The organism is Mesorhizobium sp. WSM1293 (genome assembly GCF_000513875.1).
In the GTDB taxonomy this organism is placed as follows: domain Bacteria; phylum Pseudomonadota; class Alphaproteobacteria; order Rhizobiales; family Rhizobiaceae; genus Mesorhizobium; species Mesorhizobium ciceri.
In genome coordinates this window covers 182502-199287 of sequence record NZ_AZUV01000005.1, presented here as the reverse complement: position 1 = coordinate 199287, position 16786 = coordinate 182502, and the positions used below count along the sequence as shown (strand labels likewise).

Annotated in this window: 15 protein-coding genes; 6 read left to right on the top strand and 9 right to left on the bottom strand. The window is 63.2% G+C overall.

All coding sequences use genetic code 11. The annotated features are described in order from the left end of the window. Positions 1-53: 53 nt before the first annotated feature. The 5 genes from M729_RS0108890 to M729_RS0108870 are packed head-to-tail and all read right to left on the bottom strand — an operon-like array spanning position 54 to position 5624. Positions 54-638: a sarcosine oxidase subunit gamma gene (locus tag M729_RS0108890; RefSeq protein ID WP_027161367.1), complete on the bottom strand. Its 585-nt coding sequence runs from the start codon at positions 636-638 to the stop codon at positions 54-56. Continuing rightward, positions 631-3627 carry a sarcosine oxidase subunit alpha gene (locus tag M729_RS0108885; protein WP_027161366.1) on the bottom strand — a complete coding sequence of 999 codons (2997 nt, stop codon included), beginning with the start codon at positions 3625-3627 and terminating at the stop codon, positions 631-633. The genes M729_RS0108890 and M729_RS0108885 overlap by 8 nt, the downstream gene beginning before the upstream one ends. Then, positions 3624-3920: a sarcosine oxidase subunit delta gene (locus tag M729_RS0108880; protein ID WP_013529658.1), complete on the bottom strand. Its 297-nt coding sequence runs from the start codon at positions 3918-3920 to the stop codon at positions 3624-3626. Before M729_RS0108880 ends, M729_RS0108885 begins: the two co-directional genes overlap by 4 nt. A gap of 10 nt (positions 3921-3930) precedes the next feature. Further along, the gene (locus M729_RS0108875) at positions 3931-4371 is read right to left on the bottom strand and encodes a hypothetical protein (RefSeq protein WP_024502778.1); all 441 of its coding nucleotides are present in this window, start codon (positions 4369-4371) and stop codon (positions 3931-3933) included. Continuing rightward, positions 4371-5624, bottom strand: a complete 1254-nt coding sequence (locus M729_RS0108870) for a sarcosine oxidase subunit beta (protein WP_013529656.1) — start codon at positions 5622-5624, stop codon at positions 4371-4373. The genes M729_RS0108875 and M729_RS0108870 overlap by 1 nt, the downstream gene beginning before the upstream one ends. Positions 5625-5893: 269 nt before the next feature. Here M729_RS0108870 and M729_RS0108865 point away from each other — a divergent pair, with 269 nt between their 5' ends. Then, complete coding sequence (locus M729_RS0108865) at positions 5894-6652, top strand: SDR family oxidoreductase (RefSeq protein ID WP_024502779.1); 759 nt, start codon at positions 5894-5896, stop codon at positions 6650-6652. Between the two features lie 227 nt (positions 6653-6879). Here the strand turns inward: M729_RS0108865 and M729_RS0108860 are convergent, their stop codons facing one another. Next, the gene (locus M729_RS0108860; protein ID WP_156949282.1) at positions 6880-8142 is read right to left on the bottom strand and encodes a hypothetical protein; all 1263 of its coding nucleotides are present in this window, start codon (positions 8140-8142) and stop codon (positions 6880-6882) included. A gap of 369 nt (positions 8143-8511) precedes the next feature. Between M729_RS0108860 and rpsU the strand changes: the two genes are divergently transcribed. The 5 genes from rpsU (at position 8512) to M729_RS0108835 (ending at position 12691) form a co-directional block, all read left to right on the top strand. Beyond that, entirely contained in the window at positions 8512-8790 is a 279-nt protein-coding gene (rpsU, locus tag M729_RS0108855; protein ID WP_013529653.1) for a 30S ribosomal protein S21, read from the top strand. A 138-nt stretch (positions 8791-8928) separates the two neighbouring features. After that, a complete protein-coding gene (locus M729_RS0108850) occupies positions 8929-9771 on the top strand; it encodes a tetratricopeptide repeat protein (protein ID WP_013529652.1) in 843 nt (280 codons plus the stop codon). A gap of 209 nt (positions 9772-9980) precedes the next feature. Continuing rightward, positions 9981-10457 carry a DUF992 domain-containing protein gene (locus M729_RS0108845; protein WP_024502781.1) on the top strand — a complete coding sequence of 159 codons (477 nt, stop codon included), beginning with the start codon at positions 9981-9983 and terminating at the stop codon, positions 10455-10457. Between the two features lie 91 nt (positions 10458-10548). Next, positions 10549-11031, top strand: coding sequence for a DUF992 domain-containing protein (locus M729_RS0108840; protein WP_013529650.1), 483 nt, complete (start codon positions 10549-10551; stop codon positions 11029-11031). Positions 11032-11254: 223 nt separating this feature from the next. Beyond that, positions 11255-12691: an MFS transporter gene (locus M729_RS0108835; protein ID WP_027161364.1), complete on the top strand. Its 1437-nt coding sequence runs from the start codon at positions 11255-11257 to the stop codon at positions 12689-12691. A gap of 15 nt (positions 12692-12706) precedes the next feature. On the opposite strand, the gene M729_RS0108830 is transcribed toward M729_RS0108835, so the two are convergent. From M729_RS0108830 to kdpC, 3 genes are read right to left on the bottom strand one after another with little or no spacing between them, the layout of a single operon-like run. After that, positions 12707-13399 carry a response regulator transcription factor gene (locus tag M729_RS0108830; RefSeq protein ID WP_013529648.1) on the bottom strand — a complete coding sequence of 231 codons (693 nt, stop codon included), beginning with the start codon at positions 13397-13399 and terminating at the stop codon, positions 12707-12709. Beyond that, complete coding sequence (locus M729_RS0108825) at positions 13396-16125, bottom strand: sensor histidine kinase KdpD (protein ID WP_027161363.1); 2730 nt, start codon at positions 16123-16125, stop codon at positions 13396-13398. Before M729_RS0108825 ends, M729_RS0108830 begins: the two co-directional genes overlap by 4 nt. A gap of 54 nt (positions 16126-16179) precedes the next feature. Continuing rightward, a complete protein-coding gene (gene kdpC, locus M729_RS0108820) occupies positions 16180-16746 on the bottom strand; it encodes a potassium-transporting ATPase subunit KdpC (protein ID WP_027161362.1) in 567 nt (188 codons plus the stop codon). Between the last annotated feature and the right edge of the window lie 40 nt (positions 16747-16786).

Sequence of the window (16786 nt, the reverse complement as noted above, 5' to 3'; positions counted from 1 at the left end):
TCTCCCTCGGCGTGCGGATGCAGAACGAGCGTGCCCTGCAAAACGTTCCGAGTTCAGACCGCCGCGTCGCGCGATCCCTCGGACAGGAAAGTAAAGACATAGTCCGAGAAGGAACGCCAGCATTCGACCCGGAAGGCATCGGCGGCTGTGCGCAACAGCACGATCTCGGTCTTGCCCAGGATGGTGCGCGACGCCGCGCCCACCGGGAAGGCGTCGAGCGACAGATCCTGCGGGCAGCCCGCATTGATCGTCGCCGCTGCCCCAGTGCCCGTCACTGATATCGCGATGTTGCGATGCGAGACGCCAACCGCCGAATGCAGCGCGGATACTTTGGCGCAATCGGCGAGCGGATCGTTGCCGGCCTCATCGATGACAAGCCATTCGTCGGGGCCGAGCCACAGAGCGGTGCGCCCACCCTTCGCGGCAGAGGTTTTCGGCTTGTTCGGCAAGGCCACGCCAAGCGCCTTCGAAAGCGCTGCGACCGAAGCCTCCGGCGCACGCAGCGAAATGCGCTCGGCCGGCGGCAGCACCTCGACCTTGACGGCGGCGGCAGTTGTGCTGCGACCGGCCAGCGCCGGACGGCGTTCTACCGAAGACGATGCAGCTGGCGTCGTCTTCCTTGCAGCGGCCTTAGCCATTGAGGCGCCCTCCCGTCTCGTCGAAGAACACCATGCCGGTAACCTCCACTTCGATCACCCCGTTCGGCATCGGCACGTAGAGCGTGTCGCCCATCCGGTCGCGGCCGCCGGCGACCAGCGCCAGCGCGATCGAGCGGCCGCAATTTTCCGACCAGTAGCTCGAAGTGACATGGCCGATCATCTTCATCGGGATCGCCTGCTTCGGATCCTCGACGATCTGCGCGCCTTCTTCGAGCACCACCTTGGGATCTTTGGTCTTGAGGCCCACCAGCTGCTTGCGGCCCTTGGCGACAAGGTCCGGCCGAGTCAGGCCGCGGATGCCGACGAAATCGGTCTTCTTCTTGCCGACCGCCCAGTCGAGGCCGGCGTCGTTCGGCGTTACCGTGCCATCGGTGTCCTGGCCGACGATGATGTAGCCCTTTTCGGCGCGCAGCACGTGCATCGCCTCGGTGCCATAAGCAGCCGCACCGTGCTTCTGGCCTTCGGCCCACAGCGCTTCCCAGACCGCCTGGCCATAGTCGGCCGGCACATTGACCTCGAAGCCGCGCTCGCCGGTGAACGACATGCGGAACAGCCGCGTCGGCACGCCGCAGATCTTGCCTTCGCGCACCGACATGTGCGGCAGCGCCTCGTCGGACATGTCGATGCCTTCGACCAGCGGCGCGATGATGTCACGCGACTTGGGGCCTTGCACGGCAATGACCGCCCATTGCTCGGTGATCGAGGTCAGCCAGACATTGAGATGCGGGAACTCGGTCTGGAGATAATCCTCCATATGGTTCATGACGCGCGGCGCGCCACCGGTCGTCGTCGTTACATGGAAACGGTCGGGCGCCAGCCTGCCGACGACGCCGTCATCATAGATGAAGCCGTCCTCGCGCAGCATGATGCCATAGCGGCAGCGGCCGGGTTCCAGTTTCTCCCATGGGTTGGTGTAGAGCAGCTCCATGAATTTGGCCGCGTCCGGCCCGACCACTTCGATCTTGCCCAGTGTCGAGGCATCGAACAGGCCGGCCGTCTTGCGCACGGCGACGCATTCGCGGTCGACAGCAGCATGCATGTCCTCGCCCGCCTTGGGGAAATACCAGGCGCGCTTCCACTGGCCGACATCCTCGAACACCGCGCCTTGCGCCTCGGCCCAGGGATGGATCGCCGTTTTACGCGTCGGGTCGAACAGCGGCCCGCGCGCATGGCTGACGATCGCGCCGAAGGTCACCGGCGTATAGGGCGCCCGGAACGTGGTCAGGCCGACCTCCGGGATCGGCTTTCCCAGCATCTCGGCGGCAATCGCCAGGCCGTGCATGTTGGAGGTCTTGCCCTGATCGGTGGCCATGCCGTTGGTGGTGAAGCGCTTGACGTGCTCGATCGAGCGCATGCCTTCGTGCACCGCCTGGCGGATATCCTTGGCGGTGACGTCGTTCTGGAAGTCGACAAACGCCTTCACCGTTATGTCCGGCCCGGCGCCAGGAGCCGCACCCAGCATGCCGCGCGACCAGCTCTCGGAGGTGTCGACCTTCGGCTTCGTACCCTTGGCGGTTTTCGCGCCCGCATCCCTGGCCGCTTTGGCGCCCGCGGCATAGGCCTCGTCGACCGTCGCCGATAGGCCGTCGGTACCATTGCAGGCGCCGACCGAGACGCAGTCCTGCGCATAGGTGCCCGGCACGAAGCGCTTGGTCTCCTCGTTGAAGGCGACCTTGCCGCGCGACTGCGAGAACAGATGCACCGACGGCGTCCAGCCGGCCGACATCAGGATCGCGTCGACTGGAATGGTGCGTTCGCCGCCGCCATTCTTCGGTTGCACCGTCATTGAGGAAACACGCAGCTTGCCGCCGGCGCGGATCACCGCGCGGCCGAAATTGACCTCGATGCCGAGCGCCCTCGCCTCGTCGATCACCGGTCCGGTCGGATTGTCGCGCAAATCGACGATCGCCGCCACGTTGACGCCGGCCTTCTTCAGGTCGATCGCCGCTGCATAGGCGGAATCATTGGCGGTGTAGACGCCGACATTCCTGCCGACCGCGACGCCATAGTGGTTGAGATAGGTGCGCGCGGCACCCGCCAGCATGATGCCCGGCCGGTCATTGTCGGCGAACACCATGTGCCGCTCGATGGCGCCCGAGGCCAGCACCACGCGCTTGGCCCTGACTTGCCACAGCCGCTCGCGCGCCAGATCGTGGCCGGGAGCCTTCAGATGATCGCTGACACGCTCGACCAGGCCGACGAAATTCTGCGCGTAATAGCCGAACGCCGTCGTGCGCGGGAGCACGCGGACATTGTCCATCGCGGCGAGCTTCGCCACCGCAGCTTGCGCCCAGGCAAAGCCGTCCTGGCCGTCGATTTTCGCGCCGCTCTCGAAACGCAGGCTGCCGCCGAACTCGGCCTGCTCGTCGGCGAGGATGACGCGCACGCCGGTCTCCGCCGCTGCCAATGCCGCAGCGATGCCCGCCGCACCGCCGCCCAGCACCAGCACGTCGCAATGCGCATAGCGTGACGAATAATGGTCGGGATCGGGCTGGTCCGGGGAAACGCCAAGACCGGCCGCGGCGCGGATCTTGGGCTCGTACAGGCTCTTCCATGCCGCCTTGGGCCACATGAAGGTCTTGTAGTAGAAGCCGGCCGAAAACATCGGCGACGCGATGTCGTTGACCGCACCGACGTCGAAGGACAGCGACGGCCAGCGGTTCTGCGACTGCGCCTCGAGCCCGTCATAAAGCTCCTGCACGGTCGCGCGCACGTTCGGCGTCTTGCGTGCCGCGTCGCGCCTGATTTCGACCAGCGCGTTCGGCTCCTCGGCGCCCGCCGACAGGATGCCGCGCGGACGGTGGTACTTGAACGAACGGCCGACCAGATGGACGCCATTGGCGAGCAGCGCCGAGGCCAGCGTGTCGCCCTCGATGCCGGCATAGGACTGGCCATCGAAGCTGAAACGCGCGGTCTTGGCTTGGCTGAAGCGGCCGGCGCCGGAAATGCGGTACGACGCGCCGCTCATTTGCCAACTCCTGGCAGCTTGGAGGGTTTGGGTTCGCCGGCCTTGTAGGTCATGACGAACCTGTCGGTGACGGTGTCGCGCACGGCGTTGAAGAAACGCGCGCAGCCATGCATGTGCCGCCACCGCTCATAGATGATGCCCTTGGGGTTGGAGCGGATGAAGAAGAACTTTTCGAAATCGTCGTCGCTCTCGCCGGCCATATTGGCCGAGCGCGCGATATGCGCCTCGCCGGCGTTGCGGAACTCGAGTTCCGGACGCTCTTCCTCGCAATAGGGGCAGCGGATGAGAAGCATTTGTTCGTTCCTACAATTCGCCGTGGCCGACGCGGGCGCCCGCCGGTTGATCGCAAAGCTTCTGTCCCAGGGTCGCGAACGGCGCGACGAGCCGGATGCGTTCCTCCACGCTTGCAGCGGGACGAAACAGATCGCGCGACGCCATGTTGCCGAGAGTGAGTTGCATCGGATCGGTGGTGACGATGACTTGACGCGGCTGGAATGTCTCGTCTTCGTCAAGCCCTTCGGGACGTCCCTCGAAGAACATCACCACCCGCTGGCCGCCGCTCCAGACGCAGGCCAGCGTGCCGTCGTCGACCGAAAACGGCCAGACGGTCTCGTTGCCGGTGCGGCTGATCGGTTGCGTGCGCACTTCGTCAGCCGACGGAAAATGGAACATGCCCCGTTCCCCCGCCAGCACGTGTTCCCCCGCCAGCATCAGCGGCATCGCGACAGCCATCCCAGCCATCATCAGTGCGCCACCGCCGCCGCCGCCGCCTCGTCGATGAGCCGGCCGGTGCGGAAGCGCTCGATGGTGAAAGGCGCGTTGATCGGATGCGGATCGTCTTTGGCGATGGTGTGGGCAAAGACATGGCCCGAGCCCGGCGTCGCCTTGAAGCCGCCCGTGCCCCAGCCGCAATTGACATAAAGGCCGGGCACCGGCGTCTTGGCCAGGATCGGCGAGCGGTCGGGCGTGACGTCGACGATGCCGCCCCACGAGCGCAGCATCTTCATGCGCGTGAAGATCGGGAACATCTCGCAGATGGCGTCCAGCGTGTGCTGCAATATGTGCAGGCCGCCGGTCTGCGAATAGGAGACGTACTGGTCGGTGCCGGCGCCGATCACCAGCTCGCCCTTGTCGGACTGCGAGATATAGGCATGCACCGTGTTCGACATGACCACGCAGGGCACCACCGGCTTGACCGGTTCCGACACCAGCGCCTGCAGCGGATAGCTTTCCAGCGGCATGCGCACGCCGGCCATATTCATGATGACGGAGGAATGGCCGGCGGCAACGACGCCGACCTTCTTGGCGCCAATGAAGCCGCGCGTCGTGTCGACGCCCAAAACCGCGCCATTGGCCGCCCGCTTGACCCCGGTGACCTCGCAATTCTGAATGATATGGACGCCGCGCGCCGAGGCGCCGCGCGCATAGCCCCAGGCAACCGCATCGTGGCGCGCCGTGCCGCCGCGCCGCTGCAGCGCCGCACCGACCACCGGATAGCGCGCATCCCTGGAGGTGTTGAGCGGCGGGCAGAATTCCTTCGCCTGCTCCGGCGTCAGCCACTCATTGTCGATACCGTTCAGCCGGTTGGCGTGCACGTGGCGCTTCAGCACCTGCACGTCGTGCACATTGTGCGCGAGCATCATGACGCCGCGCGCCGAATACATGACGTTGTAGTTGAGCTCCTGGCTCAGCCCATCCCACAGCTTCAGTGCATGGTCGTAGATGCCGGCGCTCTCGTCATAGAGATAGTTGGAGCGGATGATGGTGGTGTTGCGGCCTGTGTTGCCGCCGCCGAGCCAGCCCTTTTCCAGCACCGCGACATTGGTGATGCCGTGAACCGTGGCGAGGTAATAGGCGGTGGCCAGGCCATGGCCGCCGGCGCCGACGATGATGACGTCGTATTCTTTCCTGGGCTCAGGCGAGGACCACTGTTCTTCCCAGCCCTTGTGGCCGCGCATGGCTTCACGGGCGATGGCGAATACCGAATATTTCTTCAACGTCCCAACCTCGCCCCAAAAAGGCTTCGCGAATGGCGGCCGGCGTTCAGTCGGTCCCGGCGCGCGAGGTGTATCACTAGCGAAACAGCGCTTCCACCCTTGCGCTGTTTGCGACGGCGCTTGCCGTTTTGCGCCGTGGTGAAAAAGACGCATCCGGCGCGTCGGCGCTTTCCAGCATCTTGGCGGGTATCGGGTGGCTCGCTTTGCCTCGATCTGCGACCAAGCATCCCAACTGCCGGTCAAGCCGGCGCGAAGAAAAGGATGCAAAAATGTTCGCACTCGCCAACAAGGTCGCCATCGTCACCGGCGCCAGTTCCGGCATCGGCCGCGCCACGGCAAAACTCTTTGCCGAGGAAGGCGCCAAGGTCATCGTCGCCGCCCGCCGCCAGGCCGAGCTCGACGCGCTTGTCGCCGAAATCGCGGATGCCGATGGCATCGCCATCGCGCTTGCGGGCGATGTCCGCGACGAAGCCTACGCAAAGGCCCTTGTCGATCTGGCGGTCGAAAAATTCGGCGGGCTCGACATCGCCTTCAACAATGCCGGCGCTGTCGGCCTGATGGGACCGATAGCCGAACTGCCGCTGGAAGGCTGGCGCGAGACGCTCGACACCAATCTCACCAGCGCGTTTCTCGGCGCCAAATACCAGGTGCCGGCAATGGTCGAGCGTGGCGGTGGTTCGCTGATCTTCACCTCCACCTTCGTCGGCCACACAGTCGGCATGCCAGGCATGACCAGTTATGCCGCGAGCAAGGCCGGCCTGATCGGACTGACACAGGTGCTTGCCGCCGAATACGGCCCGAAAGGCGTGCGGGTCAACGCGCTGCTGCCCGGCGGCACAGACACGCCGGCGGCAACCTTCAAGACTCCGGAATCACGGGCCTTCGTCGAAGGCCTGCATGCGCTCAAGCGTGTCGCGATGCCGGAGGAGATCGCCCGCTCGGCGCTCTATCTCGCCTCCGATGCCTCGAGCTTCACCACCGGAGCGGCTCTGTTTGCCGATGGCGGCGTGTCGATCAACCGGACGTGAGCAATTCCAGCGGCGGGATGCATGTTCACGGACAAGACTGGCGGCTGGCGCTTGCTGCCGCCGAGCCAGCCCTCTGCAGCACGGCGACGAAAGGGCGGAGGCGACAACGAGCGTCACCCGTCTCTTCCTTCTTCTACACCCCTGCCGCGATGATCCGACCAATGGCCTGGACGAATTTCTGCGTGAAATCTCAGTCTCCAGGGATGCCGGAGCCAAATTCCATCTCGCTATTTTTGCCGCGATCTGACCGCCAGAGAGGCGATGAAAACCACTGCAAAAAATATAGACGTAAAGCCAAACCAGTACAGTCGCACAATATTCTGCGGCCACATCTGAGACATCGGTTCAGAACTCGAATAGACAAAATCCACCGTTTGAAACACTATCGACACTATAGTAAGTAGCGTAATGAACGTCAGCAGAATCTGGATGATACCTTCGTATTTCGACGTTCTTTCGTCATATCGTCTTGAGACGGACGACTTGACGTCCTCGATGTAGCCGGACGTCGCGCCGACGAGCTCATCGCCCTTCCACCCATTCCAAAGCGATTGATAGAGGTTGCGCTCCTCTGCCCATTCGCAGACCGAAATGCTGTCGGCCTCATAGGTCAGCGCGCGGATCAGGTCGCTTTGCCTGTCGATTTCCTTGATGGTCTTGGCAAGCACGCTCGCCTTGGCCTCGTCGGCGATCAGGTTCAGGAACCTTTGCTGTACCCCGTCACGAAGGTCACGGATGAGGTTCCAGTGGTAATTCACATGGAAAACCATCTCCTTGAAAATCTTGTACGCCTCGTCCGGATCATCGGTTATGAGCCCGAAGATGGAATAGCCCGATATCACCCGTGAATTTTTCCCACTGGCGTATTCTATGTCGATGAATTGCTGATCGTCCTTTACCTTGTAATGTTTCCCGGCATCGACAGGGCAATCCGCAGATTGCCCCTCCGGGAAGATGGCGAAGAACTCCGCATAGCTGCCGCACAGGGAGACTTTCGAAATTTGCGCATCTTCGGGTGAAACCCCGGCAAAGCGGGCTATTTTGTCGAGCGCCGATTGATCCAGGATGGAAATGCCTTCAGGGATTTTTCCCCTGCTGAAAAGCCGCGGAAAAAATTCCTGGTACATATCAATGATATTGTCCAACGTCTTGGCGTCACAGCCTTTAAATTCTACAATCGTAAATATGTTACAAAGAAATACGCCATAATCTCTGGATTCATATTCGACACTGGTTGCGACCGACACAATCGTTTTAGCGGAAGAAAGGCCGTTTCTTGCTATTTCTTCTATGTATTCACTTCTTGAATTTACGACAAAGTAGCTATTCTTTCTTCGCGCAATTCGGTCCACGGCTATCGGCCTGAGATATGCTCCTTCGAAGGCGGGATTGTCCTCCAGCGCAATTTTCTGCTGCCTGAGCGTGTTGTTCGTCGACGAAATCTCATGTCCAAAAAACATCGGCACTGACGTGCAAAATTCGACCTTCAAATCGGCCCCCTCTTCGGATCATCCTCCAACGCCAGGAGGCTGCCCGAGTAATCCCACCCCAATTGCCGCAAGCTTGATTTTAATTGAACCGATGAGCAAGCATTTTCCCGCCTTGATAACTAATTAAACAGCAGCTTAAACAGCAGCCGCTACCGCGAGATGCGGGATTTCCGCCAACGCCGCCGGGATGCGCTAGGCCAGCCGCTGACGTCTGCGGGCATCAATACCTTTTGCCCAGAGCGATTCCGCTGTGGACAGCGCGGCATGATTCTGCTATCAGCCGCCACAATTCGTGGTGTAAACCGCCGCGGAGGCTAGCGGCTATGACCGCTTGCCTGTTGATATCAAACCCGAAAGACAGGATTGCCCGTGCAGGTACTCGTCCGCGACAATAACGTTGATCAGGCGCTTCGCGCTCTCAAGAAGAAGATGCAGCGCGAAGGCATTTTCCGCGAAATGAAGATGCGCGGTCACTACGAGAAGCCGTCCGAGAAGCGCGCCCGCGAAAAGGCTGAAGCCGTTCGCCGCGCCCGCAAGCTGGCCCGCAAGCGCGCCCAGCGCGAAGGCCTGCTGCCGATGACGCCGCGCCCTGTTGCTGCCGGCGCCGCTGGTGGTGCAGCTGGCGCTCCGCGTCCGCCGCGGTTCTAACGCCAATTTTTCGTCCTTTTCGAAGGATATCAGAGGTGGCGCGATGTGGAATCGCCGCCACCTTTTTGTTTTGATGTGACCGGTCCGGAGGGGGAGCCGGATCTGAACGACGCGGCTTGAAGTGAGGACAGGGCAGACATGAACGCAACGAGCGTGGAGCGCGGGACCGCATTGCGTGGTTTCGCCCTGACAGCGGCCCTGCTCTCCGGACTGGCGCTTGCCGGCTGCCAAACGGCGGGCCCGACCGGTGAATTCAACAACATCGACAAGGCGCAAGGCTCGAGCGAGAACATTTCCTCGCTGTCGGCGGTCATCCAGCGCAATCCCCAGGATCCCGAAGGCTACAATGTGCGCGGCTCGGCCTATGGCCGTGGCGGTCAGTACCAGGCGGCGCTCAAGGATTTCAATCAAGCCATCCAGCTCAATCCGAATTTCTTCCAGGCCTATTCGAATCGTGCGCTCATCCAGCGCTTCCTCGGCAACCAGGAAGCCGCACTCGCGGACTACAACCGTTCGATCCAGATCAACTCGAACTATGACGCCGCCTATATCGGCCGCGGCAATCTCTACCGCAAGGCGGGTCGCACCCAGGACGCCTTCAACGACTTTCAGAAGGCGATCCAACTCGATACGACCGACGCGCGCGCCTACCACAATCGAGGCCTGATCTATCAGAGCCAGGGCCAGCACAAATTCGCCATCGAGGATTTCTCGACCGCCATCTCGCTGGCGCCGGACGCCGCCGAGCCCTACAACGGCCGCGGCCTCTCCTATCTGGCAACCAATGACGAGGACAACGCCTTCTCCGATTTCAACATGGCGATCAAGCTCGACGGCAAGAACGCCGAGGCCTGGGCCAACCAGGCGCTGATCTACGAGCGGCGCGGTGACAAGGCCAAAGCCGCGAAATCCTATAAGGAAGCCGTTCGCCTCGACCCGACCTACCAGCCGGCCAAGGATGGCCTCGCCCGCGTCAGCTGATCTCGGTTTCGGCAAACGCTTCCCATACAAAGCCGCGTGACATCCAAGTGCCGCGGGATTCTTGGCGTGTCCGAAAAGACGCACTTCGCAACTGCGCATTAACCCCGGCAGGAGGCTTTCGGCCCCTGCCTTGATCGCGCCAAGTTTTCAGCGGAACGGTCTGGCCTCCCAAGCCGTTATCGAAAAGCAATTTGCGAAAGGACCCTCCCATGATCAAGAAACTCGCCTGCGCCGCTGCCCTCGCCACGACGATGTTCGCGGTGGCTCCAGCCAGCGCCGGCAAGCTGCAACTCGGCACGCTCGATTGCACCATCGACGGCGGCACCGCTTATATCGTCGCTTCCAACAAGGGCGTGTCCTGTGTCTTCCGGCCTCATCATCACGGGCCGTCCGAGGTTTACACAGGCGTCATCTCCAAGATCGGCCTCGATGTCGGCCAGACGCATCAGGGCCAGCTCGTTTGGGCCGTGCTGGCTGCGACCCGGGACCGTGACGGAGGCGATCTCGCCGGCAGCTATTACGGCGTCAACGCCGAGGCGAGCGTGGTGACCGGCGGCGGCGCCAATCTGCTGGTTGGCGGCTTGGACAGCGCCTTCATGCTGGAGCCGCTCAGCGTCCAGGCGCAGACCGGCGTCAACCTTGCCGTGGCCGTGACCTCGCTCCAGCTGATCCATTCATTCAAGTGATCGCATGGAGCCGTGCGCTCCATGACCCCTCACCCCGCGGCGCGGAACCAGATAGGATGGTTCCGCGCCGTTGATTTTTGAGGGGACCATCATGCTGAAGACAGCCATTGCTGCTGCCATATTCGCTACCGTGTTTGTCGGAGCAGCGCAGGCGCAGGACCGAGGCATAGAGCTCGGTACGCTTGACTGTGCCATTGGCGGCGGCACCGGCTTCATCTTCGGCTCGAGCAAGGATCTGAGCTGCACCTTCAACCCCGCCGACAAGAGCTTCGCGCCGGAAGCCTATTTCGGCGCCGTCAACAAATACGGCCTCGACATCGGCACGACGAAGCAGACGGTCATGCAGTGGATCGTGCTGACGCCGCTGAAGAACATCTACGCGCCGGGTGCGCTGGCCGGCGACTACATCGGCGCCAGCGCCGAGGTGACGGCCGCCGTCGGCGCCGGCGCCAATCTCCTGGTCGGCGGCTCCGCTCAGGCCTTCACCTTGCAGCCGCTCAGCTTGCAGACGCAGACCGGCATGAACCTCGCGATCGGCGTCAGCCAGTTCCAGCTGCGCAGCACCGAGAACTGATCGCGCAACGAACCCGCCAATCGGAAAGGCTGCCGCGCGAACGGTCCTCAAAAAACCGCTTGAGCTCAACCCCGGTTGAGGTTTTACAAGCCTGCCCCCGAACGCAACAACGCCTCGATGCGGCGCCCGATCCGGCGCTGTCGAACCGCATGGTCCTGCCGGAAAGCCGTACTGGCTTCTGGCGTCCTGCGCTGGCGTCGAGATATGCAAGACAGGGGTGGAAATGACCGGGATCAGCACAAACAAGGTCGACTGGCGCGGATTATGGGCAAGCGGCGACCTGGCGCGCTTCTGCTTCATCAGCCTCGGCATCCTCTTGCACGCCACCAACGAGACGATGGTGGCAACGGTGATGCCGGCCATGGTCGGCGAACTGGCGGGCGTGCAGCTCGTCGGCTGGTCGCTGGCGATCTACGAACTCGGTGCCATCGTTGCCGGCGCGGCCGCCGGACGGCTGGTGAGTTATGTCCCCTTGCGCACCAACATGGTGGTCGCAGCCCTGCTCTACGCAGCAGGCGCCCTGATCTGCGCCACCTCGCCTTCCATGCAACTGTTCCTCGCCGGCCGCCTGATCGAAGGACTTGGCGGCGGTGCGCTGGTGTCGCTGGCCTTCGTCTCGGTCGAACGACTGTTCTCGCGCGCCATCTGGCCGCAGCTTTTCGGCATCATGTCGGCGATCTGGGGCGTCGCCGCCTTCAGCGGACCATTGCTCGGCGCGATCATGACCGAGCTTTTGTCATGGCGCTGGGCCTTCGGCATCTTCACCCTCGGCGGCGCAGCCATGGCGCTGGCAAGTTTCATCGTGCTCGACACGCCGGAGGCGACGAGGCCGAAGGCGAGCGCAGGCGGGGCGCCGCCCTTCCCGTTCGCGGCCCTTGCCTGCCTTGCCGTTGCCGTGGTGCTGATCGCCTCGGCCGGCGTCGACATCGCCTTGCTGCGCTCTTCGCTGCTGATGGCCTTCGGCCTCATCGGCCTGCTGCTGTTCTTCACCATCGACGCGCTGAAGCCGCTTTCGCGGCTGTTCCCGGCGCGGCTGTTCTCATGGCGCACGCCGGTCGGCGCCGGCATGACCATGGTTGCCACCTTTTCGGTGGCCACCTGTTCCTTCGGCGTCTACGGGCCGCTGCTGCTGACCAGCCTTCACGACATTCCGCTGCTGACCACCGGCTACATCATCGCCGCCGAATCGATCGCCTGGTCGATCCTGTCGATCCTGGTCGCCAACGCGCCGCCGCGGCGCGAGCGGCTGATTATCATCGGCGGCGCGGTGATGATCGCGGCCGGCATCGCCGGCTTTGCCTACACGATACCCCTGGGTTCCATCCCGCTCATCCTGATCTGCGCCCTGTTGCAAGGCGGCGGGTTCGGCATCGCCTGGCCGTTCCTGACACGCGTCATCGTCGCCTCCGCCCCGAAGAGCGAGCAGACCATCGCCTCGGCGGCGGTGCCGACCATGCAGCGCATCGGCTACGCCGTGGGTGCAGCCCTTGCCGGCATCGTCGCCAATGCCAGCGGCTTTTCGCAAGGTTTGAACCACGACGCGGCGGCGAATGTCGCGTCCTGGCTGTTTCTTGCCTTCGTCCCGCTCGGCATTGTCGGCTGTCTCGCGGCCTTGCGGGTTTCCAAGCCGCTTGGCCAGCAGCTGGAAGCTACTGGCTAGAAGCGCCCAACCCGCTCATTCGACCTCGCGCAGGCGGTAGCCGACGCCGGTCTCGGTGGTGATGTAGCGCGGCTGGTCAGGGCTCTTCTCGATCTTCTGCCTGAGCTGGCGCACATAGACCCTGAGATACTGCACGTCGGTCGAGTCGCCCCAGACCTGCTTCAACAGGAAATGGTGGGTCAGCACCTTGCCGGCGTGCTGCACCAGCATGCGCAGGATGTCGTATTCCTTCGGCGACAGCTTTACCTCCTTGCCCTCGACCTTGACGATGCGCTTGACCAGATCGACGCTGAGATCGCCGGTCTGGAAAATCGGCTTCTCTCCCTGCTGCTGGAACTTGTGGCGGAGCGCCACGCGGATGCGTGCGACCAGTTCGTTCATGCCGAAGGGTTTGGTGACATAGTCGTCGGCGCCGAGCTCCAGGGCCTGGACGATACCGGCCTCGTCGGTCCGGCTGGACAGGATGACCACCGGAATGTCGAGGCCGTCGTCGCGCCATTTGCGCAGCAACTCATGGCCGCTCATGCCGGGCAGGCCAAGGTCGAGCAGGACGAGGTCCGGCTTCTCCGCCTCCATCAGCTCGATGGCCGCCCTGGCATTCGGCGCCTCGCTGATCGCGTAGCCCTGGCTGCCGAGGCCGACGCGCAGCAGCTTGCGGATCGGCGGCTCGTCATCGACGACCAGTATCCTGACGTTCGAGTTTGTCATGCCAGGTCACCCACATCGTCGGTATTCGAAGCGTCGAAGTTGGGCGGATTTGCCGGCTTGGGCATTTTGATGGTGAAGACCGCGCCCGAACCGTCGGTGCGGTTTGCCGCCGTGATCGTGCCACCCATCGCCTCGATGAAGCCGCGGCAGATCGACAGGCCGAGCCCGGTGCCGGCGCGGATCTGGTCGCGCTTGCGCACCCGGTAGAAGGTGTCGAAAATCCGTTCCAGATCGCCGGGAGGAATGCCCGGCCCTTCATCCATGATCTGCAGCAGGACGGAGCCATTGTCGGTCCAGCCCTGGACGCGGATCGTCGAGCCGGCCGGGGCATATTTCGCCGCATTGTCGAGAAGATTGAACAACGCTTGCTCGAACAGCACCGGGTCGACCTTCAACATCGGCAAATCCCTGGGGATGTCCGTCTCGATCTTGTGCTCGCCGATGATTTTCCTGGCCCTTTGCAGGGCAGAGCCGACGATGTCGCCGACATAGTGAAAGGCGTAGTTCGGCTCCATCGCGCCGGACTCGATCTTGGTCATGTCGAGCAGATTGGCGATGAAGCGGTTCAACCGCTCGGATTCGTCGAGCACCGTCGACAGCAGTTCGGCCCGATCCGGTTCGGGAAGTGCTGCTGAAAAATCCCGCAGCGTGCCGGCGGCGCCCATGATGGCGGCGAGCGGCGTCTTCAGATCATGGGAAATGGAGGTGAGCAGCGCCGAGCGCAGCCTGTCCGCCTCGGCGGCGAGCTTGGCCCGGTCGACGTCGGCGACCAGTTGGATACGTTCGATGGCGACTGCCGCCTGGTCGGCCAGTGCGTCGAGAAGCCGCTGCTGCTCGGGCGTCAGCAACGGTCCCTGCTTGTCGTTGTCGAGGCCGACGACGCCGATGGGCGTGCGTCCTGTCCGCAAGGGCAGATAGAGGCGCTTGGCGCCCGGAAGCGTGTCGGCGCCGCGACCCGCGGCACGATTATGCTCCCAGGCCCAGCGGGCGGCGGCGATGTCGGCTTCGGCCAGCGTGTCGTCAGGCGGATAGCCGGCCTTGACGGTGATCGTCCCGTCTTCCGGCAAAAGCAGCACCACGCGCAACTTCAGCATCGAGGCGATCTGGAAGGCCGTGGCCCAGAGGACGTCGTCCAGCGTCCCGGCGCCGGCGAGCTTCTTCGAAAAAAGATAGATATCCTCGGTCGCCCGCGCCCGCGAGCGGGCGGCGACCGCCTGGCGCTGCACGCGCGCCGTCAGATTGCTGGCAATGACCGCAACGACGAGAAAGACCCCAAGCGCGACGATGCTCTCCGGATCCCTGATCGTCAGCGTATAGCGCGGCTCCAGGAAGAAATAATTGAAAGCAAGGGCGCTGACGAAACAAGCATACAGAGCCGGCCACAGGCCGCCGGTCACCGCCGATGCCAGCACCCCAATGAGCAGAATGATCGCCAGATTGCGAACGTCGAGAAACTGATCGAGAAGGACGGCGAAGGCGAGCGAGCCGATGACAAAGGCCGTCGCCTTGAGATAGGGCCAGATTTCGAACTGCCACTGCTCGTCGGCCGCCTTGACGCTCCGCGACGCCGCCTCGGTGCCGCGTTCGCTTCCCGAAATGACATGGACGCTGATATCGCCGGCATTGCGGATGAGATCGTAGGTGAGCGAGCCTTCGATCAATTCGCGCCAGCGCGACCGGGTCGGCCTGCCGACGACGATATGGGTAAAATTGTTCGCCGTCGCATAACGCACGATGTCCTGCGCCACATTCTGACCCGGAATGGTCGTCACCTCGGCGCCAAGCTGCTGGGCAAGGCGCAGGTTCGTCGCCAGCCGGTCCTTGTCATTCTCGGGCATGCTGGCCGAGCGCGTGCTGTCGACGTGCAGCGCCGTCCACGGCGCACGCAGCCGGTCGGCCAGCCTGCGTGCATAGCGCACGCGGGCCGCTCCTCCAGGTCGCGCGTCGAGGCAGACGAGGACCCTTTCGCCTGCCGCCCACGGTCCTGGAATGGCGTGCGCCTGCATATGGATGAGCAACTGGTCGTCGACACGCTGCGCGGTGCGGCGCAGCGCCAGTTCCCTGAGCGCCGTCAGATTGCCCGGCGAGAAATAGTTCTCGATCGCGCGCTGCGCGGTGTTGGGGAAATAGACCTTGCCTTCCTCGAGCCGCTTGATCAGGTCGTCGGGGGTGAGATCGATGATCTCGACATCGTCGGCCTGGTCGATGATGGAATCGGGAACCGTCTCGCGAACCCTGACCTTGGTGATCTGGGCGACGACGTCGTTCAGGCTTTCGACATGCTGGATGTTGAGCGTCGTATAGACGTCGATGCCGTGCGTCAGGATCTCCTGGACGTCGAGATAGCGCTTGGGATGGCGGCTGCCGGGCGCATTGGTGTGGGCGAGTTCGTCGACAAGAACCAGCGCCGGGCGCCGGGCGAGGATGGCATCGATATCCATCTCGTCGAGGATGCGCCCTTTGTAGTCGACCTTGCAGCGGGGAATGACCTCATAGCCCTCGACCAGGGCCAGCGTCTCCTTGCGGCCATGCGTCTCGACGACGCCGATCACCACATCGACGCCGTCGGCCAGCCTGGCGCGGCCCGACATCAGCATCTCATAGGTTTTGCCGACGCCGGGTGCCGCGCCGAGGAAAATTCTTAGGCGGCCGCGACCCTCCCGCTCGGCATGGTCAAGCAGTGCGTCGGGCGAGGGTCTGGTGTCGCTGCTTCTGTCGTCAGGCATCGGGATCGATCATGGATGGCGCCGGGGGTACTGTCGATCCCCGGCCGCCGCCATTCACTCTTTCGCTACGTCCAGCGCAAGGTTGAGGCCAAGCACATTGACCACAGGCTCGCCCATGAAGCCGAGTTCCCTGCCCTCGACTTGGGCATCGACAAGCGCCTTGACCCTGGCCTCCTCGATGCCCCTGGCCTTGGCCACCCGGGCGACCTGGAAGTAGGCGGCTTCCGGGCTGATGTCGGGATCGAGGCCACTGCCGGACGTCGTCACCAGATCCATCGGAACAGGCTGGTTCGGGTTTTCCGCTTTCAACTTCTCGGCGTCGCCCTTGATGCGGTCGATCAGCTTGGGACTGGTCGGGCCGAGATTGCTGCCGCTCGAGGCGGCTGCATTGTAGCCGTCGCCGGCAGCCGAAGGGCGGCCGTGGAAATACTTGTCGCTGGCAAACCCCTGGCCGATCGATTCGGAGCCGATGATCTTGCCGTCCCTCTCGACCAGGCTGCCATTGGCCTGCCGCGGAAACAGCGCCTGGGCGATGCCGGTCATGCCCAGGGGATAGATCAGGCCGGTCAGGACCGTGAAGAAGACGATCATGATGATCGCGGGTCTTATCTGGGTGAGCATGGAGATGTTCCTCAAAGCAATTCCAGGAAAAGTGTGAAGC